Origin of the sequence: Mesorhizobium sp. B2-6-4 (genome assembly GCF_006441495.1) — a bacterium.
Taxonomy (GTDB): Bacteria; Pseudomonadota; Alphaproteobacteria; order Rhizobiales; family Rhizobiaceae; genus Mesorhizobium.
Window position 1 is genome coordinate 381,736 of sequence record NZ_VFUE01000001.1, and the last position, 15,130, is coordinate 396,865.

Annotated in this window: 13 protein-coding genes; 5 read left to right on the forward strand and 8 right to left on the reverse strand. The window is 64.6% G+C overall.

All coding sequences use genetic code 11. The features are described 5' to 3' along the window. Positions 1-34 precede the first annotated feature (34 nt). Positions 35-1,444, forward strand: coding sequence for an FAD-binding oxidoreductase (locus FJ426_RS01780; protein ID WP_140559725.1), 1,410 nt, complete (start codon positions 35-37; stop codon positions 1,442-1,444). 151 nt (positions 1,445-1,595) lie between these two features. Here FJ426_RS01780 and FJ426_RS01785 read toward each other — a convergent pair whose 3' ends face one another. From FJ426_RS01785 to FJ426_RS01810, 6 genes are all read right to left on the reverse strand, one after another. Next, positions 1,596-3,023 (reverse strand): gamma-aminobutyraldehyde dehydrogenase, encoded by a 1,428-nt coding sequence (locus tag FJ426_RS01785; protein WP_140559726.1) that lies wholly within the window; start codon positions 3,021-3,023, stop codon positions 1,596-1,598. Between the two features lie 63 nt (positions 3,024-3,086). Beyond that, a complete protein-coding gene (locus FJ426_RS01790; RefSeq protein WP_140556820.1) occupies positions 3,087-3,902 on the reverse strand; it encodes an ABC transporter permease in 816 nt (271 codons plus the stop codon). Further along, positions 3,892-4,857: an ABC transporter permease gene (locus FJ426_RS01795; RefSeq protein WP_140497058.1), complete on the reverse strand. Its 966-nt coding sequence runs from the start codon at positions 4,855-4,857 to the stop codon at positions 3,892-3,894. The genes FJ426_RS01790 and FJ426_RS01795 overlap by 11 nt, the downstream gene beginning before the upstream one ends. Before the next feature lie 223 nt (positions 4,858-5,080). After that, positions 5,081-6,079: an ABC transporter ATP-binding protein gene (locus FJ426_RS01800; RefSeq protein ID WP_140559727.1), complete on the reverse strand. Its 999-nt coding sequence runs from the start codon at positions 6,077-6,079 to the stop codon at positions 5,081-5,083. A 200-nt stretch (positions 6,080-6,279) separates the two neighbouring features. Beyond that, complete coding sequence (locus FJ426_RS01805; RefSeq protein WP_140559728.1) at positions 6,280-7,434, reverse strand: ABC transporter substrate-binding protein; 1,155 nt, start codon at positions 7,432-7,434, stop codon at positions 6,280-6,282. 126 nt (positions 7,435-7,560) lie between these two features. Next, positions 7,561-8,487, reverse strand: coding sequence for a LysR substrate-binding domain-containing protein (locus tag FJ426_RS01810; RefSeq protein WP_140513010.1), 927 nt, complete (start codon positions 8,485-8,487; stop codon positions 7,561-7,563). An 89-nt stretch (positions 8,488-8,576) separates the two neighbouring features. Between FJ426_RS01810 and FJ426_RS01815 the strand changes: the two genes are divergently transcribed. Then, entirely contained in the window at positions 8,577-9,026 is a 450-nt protein-coding gene (locus FJ426_RS01815) for an Rrf2 family transcriptional regulator (RefSeq protein ID WP_140523665.1), read from the forward strand. After that, entirely contained in the window at positions 9,016-9,915 is a 900-nt protein-coding gene (locus FJ426_RS01820; protein WP_140559729.1) for an NAD(P)/FAD-dependent oxidoreductase, read from the forward strand. The genes FJ426_RS01815 and FJ426_RS01820 overlap by 11 nt, the downstream gene beginning before the upstream one ends. Position 9,916: 1 nt before the next feature. Here the strand turns inward: FJ426_RS01820 and FJ426_RS01825 are convergent, their stop codons facing one another. After that, entirely contained in the window at positions 9,917-10,687 is a 771-nt protein-coding gene (locus tag FJ426_RS01825) for a DeoR/GlpR family DNA-binding transcription regulator (protein ID WP_140497069.1), read from the reverse strand. 443 nt (positions 10,688-11,130) lie between these two features. Between FJ426_RS01825 and FJ426_RS01830 the strand changes: the two genes are divergently transcribed. Together FJ426_RS01830 and FJ426_RS01835 are read left to right on the forward strand one after the other, a co-directional pair. Then, a complete protein-coding gene (locus FJ426_RS01830; RefSeq protein WP_140497071.1) occupies positions 11,131-12,009 on the forward strand; it encodes a phosphotransferase family protein in 879 nt (292 codons plus the stop codon). Positions 12,010-12,013: 4 nt separating this feature from the next. Then, positions 12,014-14,467: an FAD-dependent oxidoreductase gene (locus FJ426_RS01835; RefSeq protein ID WP_140559730.1), complete on the forward strand. Its 2,454-nt coding sequence runs from the start codon at positions 12,014-12,016 to the stop codon at positions 14,465-14,467. On the opposite strand, the gene FJ426_RS01840 is transcribed toward FJ426_RS01835, so the two are convergent. Then, entirely contained in the window at positions 14,468-15,100 is a 633-nt protein-coding gene (locus tag FJ426_RS01840; RefSeq protein ID WP_181165288.1) for a class I SAM-dependent methyltransferase, read from the reverse strand. It abuts the gene before it with no gap. Between the last annotated feature and the right edge of the window lie 30 nt (positions 15,101-15,130).

Below are 15,130 nucleotides of genomic sequence, written 5' to 3' on the forward strand. Positions count from 1 at the left end.
CCATATGGCGCGGGCGCGATCAGGGAGGAAACCGATGACCGACGAAACCTATGCAAAACTGCGTGAAGGCTTGCGCGGAGAGCTGATCCTGCGCGGCGAAGCCGGCTATGAGGAGGCCCGCAAGGTCTACAACGGCATGATCGACAAGAGTCCGGCGCTGATTGCACGCTGCGTCGATGTCGCCGACGTGATCACCGCTGTAAGGTTCGCGCGCATAAACGACCTCCTCATCGCCGTGCGCAGCGGCGGCCACAACGGCGCGGGATTGGGGATTTGCGACAACGGTCTCGTCATCGACCTGTCGATGATGAAAGGCGTCCATGTCGACCCGAAAACCCGCGCCGTGAGGGTCGCGCCCGGCTGCACTTCGGGCGACGTGGACCACGCCACCCATCCTTTCGCGCTCGCCGTTCCGTTCGGCATCGTTTCGACCACGGGCGTCGCCGGTCTAACCCTTGGTGGAGGAACGGGCTATCTCACGCGCAAGTACGGTCTCACCATCGATAATCTGATCGAGGCCGATCTGGTGCTGGCCGATGGCAGCATGGCGAAGGCCAGCAAAAGCGAGAATCCCGACCTGTTCTGGGCGCTCCGGGGCGGCGGCGGCAATTTTGGCGTGGTAACCAGCTTCCTGTTCCAGGCTCATCCGGTGAACATGATCTTCGGCGGTCCGGTGTTCTGGGACGCCAGGCACGCGTCGGCGGTCATGCGTACCTATCGCGACTACCTGCCGGAAGCGCCGGAAGACCTCGGCGCTTTCGTCGGCCTCAAATCCGTCCCTTCGAGCGACCCTTTCCCGCGCGAGCATTGGGGCAAGCGCGCCTGTGCCATCATCTCGTGCTACAACGGCACGGAGGAGGACGGGCGCAAGGCCATGGCGCCGCTGCTGGACACCTTGCCGCCGCCAATGTTCAACTGGATGGGCGTAATGCCGTTCCCGGCGATGCAGTCGCTATTCGACCCGCTCCTTCCGAAAGGCCTGCAATGGTACTGGAAGGGCGATTTCGTCAAGTCGCTTCCCGACGAAGCGATCGCGACCCATATCGCCCAGGCCGCCCAGGCGCCCAGCGAATTGTCGCTTATGCATCTATACCCGATTGACGGCGCCGTCCGCCGCGTCGGCAAGGACGAGACCGCCTGGAACGCGCGTGACGCAAGCTGGTCGATGGTCATCGCCGCCATCGACCCCGATCCGGGCAAAGCCGCCGACCTGACCGCGTGGGCACGGAATTACTGGGCGAGCGTCCATCCCCATAATGGCGAGGGCGGCTACGTGAACTTCATGATGGACGATGAAGGAGACGCGCGCTTGCAGGCGAGCTATGGCGGAAATTACGAGCGGCTGAGCCAGGTTAAGCGAACCTACGACCCATCCAATGTCTTCCGGGTCAACCTGAACATCAAGCCTGCGACATCGGCGATGCCGGGCCGGACGGCCGCGTAGTGCCGGGGTCTCGCCGCTGATGCCGTTCGGCGGCCGTGCCTGTCAAATGCAGCGCAATCGCGAAGTGGAATGGCGCTGACGACCCTCTCAAGCGGGGTCGCCGGCGCCGGCCACAGCCATATAAGATCTGCCTTTGCCGGAAGGAGACAGATTACCCGTGCGCCACCATCACATGGCGCACGGCGGTATAATCCTCCAGCGCGTAGAGCGACATGTCCTTGCCGTAACCGGACTGCTTCAGCCCGCCATGCGGCATCTCGTTGGTCAGCATGAAGTGGGTGTTGATCCAGGTGCAGCCATATTGCAGGCGAGCGGCGGTCGCCATGGCGCGCGAGACGTCCCTGGTCCACACCGACGATGCCAGGCCATAATCGCTGTCATTGGCCCAGTTCACCGCCTCGTCGACATCCGAGAAGCGGGTCACCGAGACGACCGGACCAAACACTTCGCGGCGCACGATCTCGTCCTCCTGCAAGGCACCGGCGACGACGGTCGGCTGGTAGTAGAAGCCGGTGCCCTCGCCCGGCTTGCCGCCGGTGGTGATCTCGATGTGCTTCAATTCCGAGGCGCGCTCGACGAAGCTCGAGACACGGTCGCGTTGGCGGCGCGAGATCAGCGGGCCGATCTCGTTCTCGGCATCGTCCGGCAGATTGTACTTGATGGTCGACACGGCCGAGGAGAGATCGGCGACGAGCTTGTCGTAGACCTTCTTGCCGGCATAGATGCGGCAGGCGGCGGTGCAGTCCTGGCCGGCATTGTAGTAGCCGAAAGCGCGCAGGCCGTTGACCACGGCGCCGAGGTCGGCATCATCGAAGACGATGACCGGGGCCTTGCCGCCGAGTTCCAGATGCGTGCGCTTGACCGACTTGGCGGCCGCCTGCAGCACCTTCTTGCCGGTGGCGACATCGCCGGTGATCGAGATCATGTTGACCTTGGGATGGTTGATCAGCGTATTGCCGACGCTGTCGCCGCGTCCGAGCACGACATTGACGACCCCTTCGGGCAGGATTTCGGCCAGGATCTTCGCCAGTTTCAGCGCCGTCAGCGGCGTCTGTTCCGACGGTTTGAAGACGACCGTATTGCCGCCGCCGATCGCCGGCGCCAGCTTCCAGGCCATCATCATCAACGGGTAATTCCACGGCGCGATGGAAGCGACGATGCCGATCGGATCGCGCCGGACCATCGAGGTGTGGCCCGGCAGGTATTCGCCGGCTACCTGGCCTGGCATGGAGCGGACGGCGCCGGCGAAGAAACGGTAGCAGTCGACGATCGCCGGGATTTCATCATTGAGCACGGCATTGATCGGCTTGCCGCAGTTCAGCGCCTCGAGCGCCGCGAATTCCCTGGCTTCGGCCTCTATGCGGTCGGCGATCTTAAGGAGATAGCCCGAGCGCTGCGCGGGCGTGGTACGCGACCAAGCCGTGAACGCCTTCCCGGCAGCCGCCACCGCCGCCTCGATCTGCGCCGGGCTCGCCTCGGGGAGATTGAGAATGGTCGCCCCGGTCTTCGGATTGAGGACCGACTCCTCGGTCTCGGTGCCTTTCTCGAACTTCGAGCCGATCAGCATCTGGGTGTCCATTGGTTTCTCCTTGAAGAGGAGCGAATGCGAATAGTGCTACCCGCTATTCCCTATTCGCTGTTTTCATTTCCCGCTGCCGGCGATCTGGTCGCCGTCGCGGGTCAGGTAGTAGGCGGCGAGGATCGGCAGCAGCGTCACCAGCACCACCACCATCGCCACGACATTGGTGACCGGGCGCTGGCGCGGGCGGATCAGTTCTTCAAGCATCCAGATCGGCATCGTCTGCTGCTGGCCGGCGGTGAAGGTGGTGACGATGACCTCGTCGAACGACAGCGCGAAGGCCAGCATGCCGCCGGCAAGCAGCGCCGTGGCGATGTTGGGCAACACGATATGCCGGAAGGTCTGGAAACCATCCGCGCCGAGATCCATCGAGGCCTCGATCATCGAGCCCGAGGTGCGGCGGAAGCGGGCAACGGCATTGTTGTAGACGACAACCACGCAGAAGGTGGCGTGGCCGAGCACGATTGTCCAGAACGAGAACGGAATGTCGGCCAGCGCGAAAGCCGAACGCAGCGCAATGCCGGTGATGATGCCGGGCAGCGCGATCGGCAGGATGACCAGCAGCGAAATGGTTTCACGGCCGAAGAATTTCGTCCGTGACACCGCGGCGGCGCACAGCGTGCCGAGAACCAGCGCGATGGCCGTCGAGATGGCGGCGACGCGCACCGAGAGCGACAGCGCTTGCCACACGTCCGGCCGGTTCCAGGTGACGGCGAACCACTGCGTGGTGAGCCCCGGCGGCGGCCAGACGAAGCTCTTCTCCTCCGTCGTGAAGGCATAGACGAAGATCAGCAGGATCGGCAGATGCAGGAACAGCAACCCGCAAGCGGCGGCGATCTTCAGGCCAAGCGGAGCCGATTGGGCACGGTCAGAGCGCATCGAAGGCCCCCATGCGCTTGGCGCCCCAGAGATAGAAGCCCATGATGACGATGGGCACGACCGTGAAGGCGGCGGCGAGCGGGATGTTGCCGGCCGTGCCTTGCTGCGAATAAACGGCCTGGCCGATGAACAGGCGCGACGTGCCGATGATCTGCGGGATGATGTAGTCGCCCAATGTCAGCGAAAAGGTGAAGATCGAGCCGGCGACGATGCCGGGCAGCGCCAGCGGGAACAGCACATTGCGAAAAGTCTGGCCGGGCGACGCGCCAAGGTCGGAAGAGGCTTCGACCAGATTGCCGGGCACGCGCTCGAGGGCTGCCTGCACCGGCAGGATCATGAAGGGCAGCCAGACATAGACGAAAACGATAAAGGTGCCGGTGAACGACACCGACAGCGAGTTGCCGCCGACGACCGGCAGCGACAGCCAGGCGTCAAGCAGCCACAACAGGTTCAGCTTGGCGAGCAGCCAGGTGAGAATGCCTTCCTTGGCCAGGATCAGTTTCCAGGCGTAGATCTTGACCAGGTAGCTCGACCACAGCGGCAGCATGACGCCGAGATAGAACAGCGCCTTCCAGCGGCCGCGCGCATAGCGCGCCGCGTAGTAGGCGATGGGGAAAGCGACGACGGCCGAGGCCAGGGTCACCAGGGCCGCCATCGTCACCGTGCGCAGGATGATGTCGAGATTGGCGGCCTGCAACAGGTCGCCATAGGTCTTCAACGTGAACTCACGATTGATGAGGCCGGAGAACTCGTCGATCGAGAAAAAGCTCTGCGCCAAAAGAGCGAACAACGAGCCGATATAGACGATGCCGAGCCACAGGACCGGCGGCAGCAGCATAAGCAGAAGGAGCAGTTGCGGCCTGCGCCAGAAGAGGTCGGAGAGCGCGCCGCGTATGCCGCCGCTGCCGGGCAGGATGGCAGGGGCTGGGCTGGGGTTGAGCGCGGCAATGGTCATGGGGCCGCCGTGTGCTGAAGAGAATTATATGAGAGGCCGCGTTCTGCGTCGCCCCCCTCTGTCCTGCCGGACATCTCCCCCTCACGGGGGGAGATTGGCAATTTCTCGGCCTCGCCAATTCTGCGACGTTGGAAATTGGCGAAACCCGAAAGGGCAGCCAATCTCCCCCCTTGAGGGGGAGATGTCCGGCAGGACAGAGGGGGGTGCTTCGCGCAAGCCTTCATCACACCGGCTCGTCCATCAAATGCAGGCTCTCGCGGTTGAAGGTGAGCACCACCGCCTCGCCTTCCCTGGGCAAGGCCGTGCCGGCAGGCACGATGGCGTGCAATTTCAGACCGTCGGCATCGAGCGCCAGCCTGGTGGTCGCCCCGAGATAGTTAGTTGAGACGAGGCGCGCGGCGACGCCCTCGCCGCTCGCCGCGCGGCCGACGCGGATGGATTCGGGGCGCAGGCTGCCCCAGCCGCGCTGGCCGCAATAACGCTGGACGAAATCCGGCGGCAGCACGTTGGAGGAACCGACGAAATCGGCGACGAAGCGGGTGCTCGGCCGCTGGTAGATATCTTCCGGCGTGCCGATCTGCATGATCCTGCCGTCGTTGAAGACGGCGACGCGATCGGCCATCGACAGCGCCTCGCCCTGATCGTGGGTGACGAAGACGAACGTTATGCCGAGCGCCTTTTGCAGCGACTTCAGCTCTTCCTGCATGTTCTCGCGCAATTTGAGGTCGAGCGCGCCGAGCGGCTCGTCGAGCAGCAGCACCTTGGGCTGGTTGACCAGTGCGCGGGCCAGCGCGACGCGCTGGCGCTGACCGCCGGAAAGCTGGCCGGGGCGGCGGGCGCCGTAGCCGGGCAGCCTGACCAGCGACAGCGCCTCTTCCGCTGCCTTGTGCCGCCCGGCCTTGCCGACGCCCTTGACCATCAATCCGTAGGCGACATTGTCGAGCACATTGAGATGCGGGAACAGCGCATAGTCCTGGAAGACAGTGTTGACGTTGCGGCGATAAGGCGGAACGCCCTCGGCGCGCTCGCCGAAGATCGAGATCGAACCCGCCGTCGGCTGCTCGAAACCGGCAATGAGGCGCAGGCAGGTCGTCTTGCCGGAACCGGACGGCCCGAGCATGGCGAAGAACTCGCCAGGTACGATTTCGAGGTCGACCGTGTCGACGGCGCGCACGCTGCCGAAATGGCGCGAGACTTTTTGAAAGGAAACGGCTGAGGTCATGGGGTGTCAGTCTCTTGCCGATTGGGTTCTCTTCGGTCGCCCGCAATCATGGCTGGACGGCGAACGCGCGCGCCACTTACCTCCCCTCGATGGGGGAGGTCGCGGCGAAGTCGCGGGTGGGGTGCTCTGGCACAGACCGCCGCGACGCCCCGCCCCGACGCTGCGCGTCGACCCTCCCCACAAGGGGAGGGTGAAGAAAATCATCGCCCGCCGATGACGCCGATATAGTCCGACACCCAGCGGTAATAGGGCACGCACTGGTCGTTCTGGGTGGCGCATTTGGTCACTGGCGTCTTCCAGAACTTGATCTTGTCGAAGTTTTCGTAGCCGTTGGTCTTGCAGCCTTCGTCGGTCAGGAGCTCGTTGCCCTTGCAGGCGGCGGGGACGACCGGCAGCGAGCCGAACCAGGCCGAGACGTCGCCCTGCACCTTGGGCGAAAGCGAGTGTTCGAGCCACATATAGGCGCAGTTCGGATGTGCCGCGTCGGCCTCCATCATAGTGGTGTCGGCCCAGCCGGTGACGCCTTCCTCCGGCACGGTCGAGGCGATGGGCTTCTTGGCCGCGATCAGCGTGTTGACCTGGTATGGCCACGAGCCGGAGGCAACCACGCCTTCGTTCTGGAAATCGTCGACCTGGATGGCGGCGTCGTGCCAGTAGCGGCCGACCAGCGTGCGCTGGACGCGCAGCAACTCAAGCGCGGCCTTGTACTGGTCCTCGTTCAACTCATAGGGGTCCTTGATGCCGAGCTCCGGCTTGTGGAACATCAGGTAGTTGGCGGCATCGGCAATGTGGATCGGGCCGTCATAGGCCTGGACGCGGCCCTTGTTGGACTTGCCGTCCGGCAGCTTCATCTCCTCGAAGACGATGTTCCAGCTCTTGGGCGCTTCCTTGAAGACATCGGTATTGTACATCAGCACGTTCGGCCCCCACTGGTAGGGAACGCCGTAATGCACCTTGTCGACGGTGAACCAGGGGGCGTCCTTGATGCGGTCGTCGACCGTCTTCCAACTCGGGATGAGATCGGTATTGATCGGCTGCACGCGCTTGCCGGCAACGAGGCGCAGCGATGCATCGCCCGAAGCGGTGACGAGGTCGAAGCCGCCCTCGTTCATCAGCGAGACCATCTCGTCCGACGTGTTGGCGGTCTTGACGTTGACCTTGCAGCCGCTTTCCTTCTCGAAGGCGGTGACCCAGTCATAGCCCTTGTCGGTCTCGCCACGCTCGATATAGCCCGGCCAGGCGACGATATTGACCTCGCCTTCACCCTTGCCGAGTTCCGTGACCTGAGCGATGGCCTGGCCGGAGAAGGTCAGCGCGACCGTCAATGCAGTGCATGACTTCAGGAATGAATTCATCGTCGATCTCCCATTGATAGGGCCCGCGCTTCGGCGGCGGCTTTGTTCCCTGACGCGAAGGTGCTGTGAAAATCCCGGTTTCGCAAATTCATTTATCAGAAGGGGGATATCGGTTTTTCCGATAGATCAGCGGCCGTTCTTGTCGGGGCGCTGGCGAACCATGCGCTGCGACTGCGCGAGGCCGATGAAATCGCGCGCAGCCTGCGGCAGGCCGGAGCCGCGGCGCCAGACCATCCCGACCTGGACGACGGGTAGGGCACCGGAGACGTCGCGCGATTCGATGCGGTCGCCTTCCAGCGACCATGGCCGGTAGACGAGGTCGGGCAGCAGCGCCACGCCCGCGCCGGTGGCGACAAGGCTGCGCACCGCTTCGACCGAACGGGTGCGGAAGGCGACATGCGGCTTGGCGCCGATTGCCGTCAGCAGCTTGCCGGTGTTCTCCTCGATCTCGTCGACGGTCAGCATGATCAGCGGCTCCGAAGCGATGTCGCCGATGCCGATGATGTCGGCGCCGGCGAGCGGATGCCCGAGCGGCAGCCACAGGCGGTAAGCCGAGACTTCGAGGATTTCGGATTGCAGCGCGGTTCGGTCGCGCAGATTGGACGTGACCATCACGGCGATGTCCAGCTTGCCGCCGATCAGCAGATGCTCGAGATAGTCGCCATTGTCCTCGATGGCGGAGACCTCGACGCCGGGATAGGCACGGCGGTAGCGGGAAAGCAGGTCCGACAGCACATAGCCGGCGACCAGCGAGGTGACGCCGAGCTGCAGCCGGCCGCCCGCTGTCGCCTGCTCGCCGAGGAAGGCGCGGCGCGCATCGGACACATCGGCCAGGATCTTGGTGGCGTGACGCAGGAACTGGTGGCCCTTGTGGGTGATGTTGAGGCCGCGCGGATGGCGGTCGAACAATTCGACGCCGAGATCGCCTTCGAGTTCCTTGATCGCTTCGGTGACCGAGGATTGCGAAATGGAGAGGTTCTGCGCGGCACCCGACACCGTGCCCTGCTCGGCGACGGCGATGAAGAACTGCAACTGGCGGATGGTGAAAGCCATGGCCGGACTAAACACGGCGGGGACGACACTGGGAAGTGGAAACGGATCGGCAACTTGACGGCCCCCAGAATTGTAACTAAATAAGTTACATGAAACGCAACAGCCGGCTGTCTTCCACCTTGCACATTCTGGTCCACATGGCCGAGAAGCCCGAGCGGGCGCTGACCTCGGAGCAGCTTGCCACCTTCATCCATACCAATCCGGTCGTGGTGCGCCGCACCATCGCGGGGTTGCGGGATGCCGGCATCGTCACCTCTTCACGCGGACATGGCGGCGGCTGGCTGCTCGGGCGCCCGCCCGACGAGATCTCGCTGGCCGAAATCAGCGCCGCGCTTGGCGAGACGCTGCTGCAGTTCGGCACCGAGCCGGAGAGCCCCGGCTGCCTTGTCGAGCAGGCCGTCATCGCCGTCCTCGACGATTTTCGGATCGCGGCGGAGAAGCTGCTGGCGGAGAAGCTCAGCCGTATCACGCTGGCCGACCTGACCGCCGACTTCCGCCGCCGTTACGACCTCATCGGAGTCTCCAGCCATGCAGTATGATCTTGCCGTCGTCGGCGGCAGCTTTGCCGGCTTGTCCGCCGCCATCCAGGCGGCCCGGGCCCGGCGCAACGTCCTGGTGATCGACGCCGGCCGGCCCCGAAATCGGTTCGCCGCGCATTCGCACGGCTTCCTCGGCCAAGACGGGCGCACGCCAGGCGCCATCCTGGAGGAGGCAAGACGGCAGTTGCTAGCCTATCCGACGGCTCGCCTTGTCAAGGGACGTGCGGACAAGGCGGTCGCCAATAGCAGCAGCGACTTCGAAATCAGCACAGAGGGCGGCGAGACCTTTGGCGCCGCGCGGCTGGTTCTGGCCACCGGCGTGCGCGACATCCTGCCGGAAGTTCCCGGGCTTGCCGAGCAGTGGGGCAAGACCGTGCTGCACTGCCCCTATTGCCACGGCTACGAGGTTTCCGGCGGGCCGCTTGGCGTGCTGGCGACCGGGCCCATGTCCCAGCATCAGGCGCAGTTGATCGCCGACTGGGGCGACGTCACGCTGTTCGGCAATCGCCTGATCGAGCCCGATGCCGAACAGATGTCTGTCCTGGAAGGCAAGAATGTGAGGTTCGAACCCGCTGCGGTCGCCGAACTGCGGGAGGATGGCGCGGGCGGCTTGACGGTGATCCTCGACGGCGGCCGAAAGGCGGGGGTTCGCGCGATATTCACCGCGCCGCGCAATACAATGGCGAGCCCGGTGGCCGAACAGCTCGGTTGCGGCTTCACGGACGGTCCCCTTGGCCCGGTGATATCAATCGATGACAGGCAGCAGACGACGGTTCCCGGCGTCTACGCCGCCGGGGACGCGTCACGCGCGATGCACAACATCGCCTTCGCCGTATCGGGCGGCGCCTTCGCCGGCATATGCGCCCACCAGTCGCTGGTATTCGGTTAGCTCAGGCTGCCTCGCCCGCGACGCTGAGCCGCGCGCCGGCCTGCGCCAGGCCGGCAGCGATGTCGCGCGGCGGCGGCCGGTCGGTGGCGAGCTCGGAAAAGCCATCGAAGCCGCAGACCTGGACCAGGCCTTGGCGCCCGAACTTGGAATGATCGGTGACGACGAGCGAACGCTGGCCGCGCGACAGCACCATGCGGGCGAACTCGGCCTCGTCGAGATCGTAATCCATGACACCCGTCACCGCATCGACGGCACCCGTCGAGATCACCGCATGGCTGACCGAGAAGCGGCTGACGAAGTCGATGGCCGAGGCGCCGAAGGCGGCGCCGGAATCGCTGCGCAGCTCACCGCCGGCCATGTAGACCTTGTTGCCGTTGACGGTGGCCAGCGTGCGGGCGATGTCGGATGAGTTGGTGACGACCGTCAGCCGCCGATGGCCGAGCAGTTCACGCGCCAGGAACGAGGTGGTCGTTCCCGTGTCGAGCATGATCGATTCGCCGTCACGGATGGTGGCGGCGACCATGCGGGCGATGAGGCGCTTGGCCTCGGCGTTCTCGCGCATGCGCCGTTCGAACGGCGCTTCGCCGATCGTCGACGGCAGGCCGACGGCGCCATGCATCTTCAGGAGCGAGCCGTCGCTGGTGAGGGGCTTGACGTCGCGGCGAACGGTTTCCAGCGAGACGCCTAGCCGGTCGGCCAGGCTGGCGATGGTGACGGTGCCTTCCTCCTGCAGAAACCGCAGGATTTCGCCGTGCCGCTTGGAATGGCTCATCGGGTCATTTCCAGTCGCGCCATGATGCAGTGACCGCTTCTATGGCAAATCTGCCGCATATTACAAGGAATCTCGAAAGAATACGGGCAGGAAAGCAGAAAAAGCCACAGAATCTCGTTGACAACGTGGCTTACCCGGCGTGACACTGATGCCGTGTCAGGCTCGCACTGCCACGGAAAAGCGATAGCGGAGCCTGATCCGAATTTGTGTGCCCCAAGGTCTGGAAACTGCCTGACGCGAGGGCGACTGGAAGAATTTTCTCATCCGCGGGGGCGGATGCCGGCCTCGAAGAGCCCGGCACGTGGGGCTCGTCGGTGCGGCGCGGGATACCGATCCCGAATGCCGCGCCGGCGAGGTCTTTGCCAGAACGAGCGTCCGGACAAACGGCGGGTCGCCACGGTGGTGCCGCCCCGTCGGCGCCTTGCCGGACGAAGGGCGAATTCATGACGGCCGAGGACCGCATCCGCGCCCTGCCTTGCTGGACAGGCAGCGTCGAGATCGAGCCGCTGCCCGGCGGGCTGAGCAATGCCAATTATCGGGTTAAGGACGCGGCCGGGAGGCATGTCGTGCGTTTCGGCAGGGACTATCCCTTCCACCACGTCTTTCGCGAGCGTGAGGTGATGACCGCACGCGCCGCGCATGCCGCCGGTTTCGCGCCGGCGGTCCGCCATGCCGAACCCGGCATTCTCGTGACGGAGTATCTCGGCGCCAAGACCTGTCTGGCTGAGGACGTGCGCGCCAATCTCGGCCGTGTCGCCGCCCTGATGCGCGGCTTCCACCGTGAGATGCCCAACCACGTCTCCGGTGCCGGCTTCATGTTCTGGGTGTTCCACGTCATCCGCGACTATGCGCGCACGCTGGAGGACGCCGGCAGCCGCAAGGCGAGCGACCTGCCGCGTCTGCTGATGCTGGCCGACGAGCTCGAACGCGCCCAGAAACTGCTGCCGATCGTGTTCGGCCACAATGATCTTTTGCCGGCGAATATTCTCGACGACGGCAGCAGGCTATGGCTGATCGACTTCGAATATGCCGGCTTCAATACCGCGATGTTCGACCTTGCCGGCGTCGCCTCGAACGCCGGCATGAGCGACGAGGAATCCTTCGCCTTCCTGACCGCTTATTTCATGAAGGAGCCGGACGAGGCGATCCGCCGCTCGCATGCGGCCATGCAATGCGCCTCGCTGCTGCGCGAGGCGATGTGGAGCATGGTTTCGGAACTCTACCTCGACGTGCCCGGCATCGACTACGTCGCCTACACGGAAGAGAACCTGACGCGGCTCGATGCCGCGCTGGAAAACTACCGGACAAAATACGGGACCTGAATTCATGACCTTGCCAACCCAGGCAGCGATCGTCGTCATCGGCGGCGGCATTATCGGCTGCTCGACGGCCTACCATCTGGCCCGCGACCACAAGGCAGATGTGGTGCTGCTCGAACAGGGCAAGCTGACCTCGGGCTCGACCTGGCACGCCGCCGGCCTGGTCGGGCAGCTGCGCTCGTCGGCCTCGATCACCCGCGTGCTCAAATATTCGGTCAACCTCTACAAGGGCCTGGAGGCCGAGACCGGCCTTGCCACCGGCTGGAAGATGAGCGGGTGCCTGCGCCTTGCCACCAATGCCGACCGCTGGACCGAGTACGAGAGGCTGGCGACGACAGCGAAGAGCTTTGGCATGGACATGGAGTTGCTGTCGCCGGCAGAGGTCAAGAACATGTGGCCGCTGATGGAAACCGGCGATCTCGTCGGCGCTTCCTGGCTGCCGACCGACGGTCAGGCGAGCCCATCCGACGTCACCCAGTCGCTGGCCAAGGGCGCGCGCATGCATGGCGCAAGGCTTTACGAGGAAGTGCGCGTCACCGGCTTCGAGATCAAAGGCGGCCGCATCATTGCGGTGAAGACCAACATGGGCGACATCGCCTGCGACAAGGTGGTGAACTGCGCAGGACAATGGGCACGGCAGGTTGGCGCCATGGCCGGCATCAACGTGCCGCTGCAGCCGGTGAAGCACCAGTTTATCGTCACCGAGAAGATCGACGGTCTGGCGACCGATGTCCCGACCATCCGCGACCCGGACCGGCGCACCTATTTCAAGGAAGAGGTCGGCGGGCTGGTGATGGGCGGCTATGAGCCAAACCCGCAGGCCTGGACGACAGATCTCCCCGGAGGCGACGTGCCCAATGACTGGGAGTTCCGGCTGTTCGACGACGACTATGATCATTTCGAACAGCATATGAGCCAGGCGATCGCGCGCGTGCCGGCGCTGGAAACCGTCGGCGTCAAGCAGATGATCAACGGGGCCGAGAGTTTCACGCCGGACGGCAATTTCATCCTCGGCGTGGCGCCCGAATGCGCCAACATGTTCGTCGGCGCCGGCTTCAACGCCTTCGGCATCGCTTCGGGCGGCGGCGCCGGCTGGGTGCTGGCGCAATGGGTGGTCGATGGCGAGGCGCCGTTCGATCTGTGGGTCGTCGACATCAGGCGCTTTTCCAGCCTGCACCGCGACCGGCACTGGGTCCGCGAGCGCACGCTGGAAGCCTATGGCAAGCACTACACGATCGGCTTTCCGCATGAGGAGTATCTTTCCGGCAGGCCGCGCATCGTTTCGCCGCTGTACAACAGGCTGAAACAGCATCGCGCCGTGTTCGGTTCGAAGCTCGGCTGGGAGCGGCCGAACTGGTTCGCCCCCGAAGGCGTCGACCCGCGTGACGTCTATTCCATGGGCCGGCAGAATTGGTTTTCAGCCGTCGGCGACGAACATCGCCATGTGCGCGAGAAGGTCGGCATCTTCGACCAGTCGTCCTTCGCCAAATACGAGCTGACCGGGCCCGACGCGCCGAAGGCGCTGGACTGGATCTGCGCCAACGACGTCAACAAGCCGGCCGGCGGGCTGACCTATACGCAGCTTCTCAACACGCGCGGCGGCATAGAGGCCGATCTCACCGTGTCGCGGTTCGGCGAGGACAGGTTCTATATCGTTACCGGCACGGGCTTCCGCACCCATGACCTGTCCTGGATCAGCGACCATGTCGAAAAGGAGCTCGACATCACGCTCACCGACGTCACCGAGGATTTCGGCACGCTGTCGCTGATGGGACCGCGCGCCCGCGAAGTGCTGGCCGGCGTGACCGATGCCGACGTTTCCAACAGCGGTTTCCCATTCGGCCATGCCCGCGAGATTGTCGTTGCCGGCCACACCGTGCGGGCGTTGCGCGTCACCTATGTCGGGGAACTCGGCTGGGAGCTGCACGTGCCGATCTCCGCAACCGGCGAGATCTTCGACGCGTTGATGTCGGCAGGCAAGCAACATGATATCCGCCCGGTCGGCTACCGGGCCCTGGAATCGCTGCGACTGGAAAAGGGCTATCGCGCCTGGGGCTCCGATATCACCCCCAACGACACGCCGCTGGAAGCCGGCCTCGGCTGGGCGGTGAAGCTTCGCAAGAACACGGATTTCGTAGGGCGGCGCGCCTTGGAGAAAATCACTGGCGGGCCATTGAAGAAGCGTTTCGCCGGCTTCACGGTCGACGATCAGGACATCGTGCTCGTCGGGCGCGAGACGATCCTGCGCAATGGCGAGCCGGTCGGCTATCTCAGCAGCGGCGGCTACGGCTACACCGTGGAGAAGAACATCGGCTACGGCTATGTGCGCAATGCCGACGGCGTGAGCGACGATTTTCTCGCCTCGGGCCGCTATGAGCTGGTCGTGGCGATGCAGCGCACGCCGGCAAAGATCCATCTCGAGCCGATGTATGATCCGGCCGGGAACAGGATCAAAGCCTGATCAGTTCACACGCAAGGCGAGGCAGCGGCTGGGCACCGTGTCGGCCTCGCCCGGCATCGAGACGTACGGGCGCGTTTCCTCGATGCGGGTGACCAGCCCCTGCGCCTCCAGCTCCGCGACCCGCGCGTTAAAGCCCAGATCCCAGATCGTGTTCTTGACCGTCAGCACGATCACGCCGCCCGGCCGGCAGATGCGGATCAGTTCGTCCAGCCCTTCGGCACCGACATGGCCCGAGGTAAAGACGCCGGCCGAGATCACCCCGGCATAGGCATTGTCGGCAAAGGGCAGCGGCCCGCCAAGCGCCAGGCAATGCAGGGCCGAATAGACGCCCTTGCGCTCTGCCTGATCCAGCATGCCTTGCGAGATGTCGAGCGCCTCGACCTCGGGATAGCCGGCAATGTCGAGCCATTCGCCGATGAGCCCGGTGCCGGCCCCGGCATCGAGCAGCGGGGCCGAGCCACGCGGCAGATGCCTTGCCAGCAAGGCCAGGCAGATGGTGGGATGACGATAGCCGGCGGCCGACATGTCGCTGTCGTAGGTCTGCGACCAACGGTCATAGAGCGCCGCCACGTCTTCCGGGCGCTTGGCCGCGTAGGCAGCGCCAAGCGCGCCCTTATGCTTGCTGTCGGTCACTTTCGTCCTGTCCGCCATGCCCTAAATTGG

Excerpts from the sequence above, each read along its gene's own strand:
- FJ426_RS01780 (WP_140559725.1), top strand. The coding sequence starts at position 35 with ATGACCGACGAAACCTATGCAAAACTGCGTGAAGGCTTGCGCGGAGAG.
- FJ426_RS01825 (WP_140497069.1), bottom strand. The coding sequence starts at position 10,687 with ATGAGCCATTCCAAGCGGCACGGCGAAATCCTGCGGTTTCTGCAGGAG.
- FJ426_RS01805 (WP_140559728.1), bottom strand. The coding sequence starts at position 7,434 with ATGAATTCATTCCTGAAGTCATGCACTGCATTGACGGTCGCGCTGACC.
- FJ426_RS01785 (WP_140559726.1), bottom strand. The coding sequence starts at position 3,023 with ATGGACACCCAGATGCTGATCGGCTCGAAGTTCGAGAAAGGCACCGAG.
- FJ426_RS01810 (WP_140513010.1), bottom strand. The coding sequence starts at position 8,487 with ATGGCTTTCACCATCCGCCAGTTGCAGTTCTTCATCGCCGTCGCCGAG.
- FJ426_RS01815 (WP_140523665.1), top strand. The coding sequence starts at position 8,577 with ATGAAACGCAACAGCCGGCTGTCTTCCACCTTGCACATTCTGGTCCAC.
- FJ426_RS01800 (WP_140559727.1), bottom strand. The coding sequence starts at position 6,079 with ATGACCTCAGCCGTTTCCTTTCAAAAAGTCTCGCGCCATTTCGGCAGC.
- FJ426_RS01835 (WP_140559730.1), top strand. The coding sequence starts at position 12,014 with ATGACCTTGCCAACCCAGGCAGCGATCGTCGTCATCGGCGGCGGCATT.
- FJ426_RS01830 (WP_140497071.1), top strand. The coding sequence starts at position 11,131 with ATGACGGCCGAGGACCGCATCCGCGCCCTGCCTTGCTGGACAGGCAGC.
- FJ426_RS01795 (WP_140497058.1), bottom strand. The coding sequence starts at position 4,857 with ATGACCATTGCCGCGCTCAACCCCAGCCCAGCCCCTGCCATCCTGCCC.
- FJ426_RS01790 (WP_140556820.1), bottom strand. The coding sequence starts at position 3,902 with ATGCGCTCTGACCGTGCCCAATCGGCTCCGCTTGGCCTGAAGATCGCC.
- FJ426_RS01820 (WP_140559729.1), top strand. The coding sequence starts at position 9,016 with ATGCAGTATGATCTTGCCGTCGTCGGCGGCAGCTTTGCCGGCTTGTCC.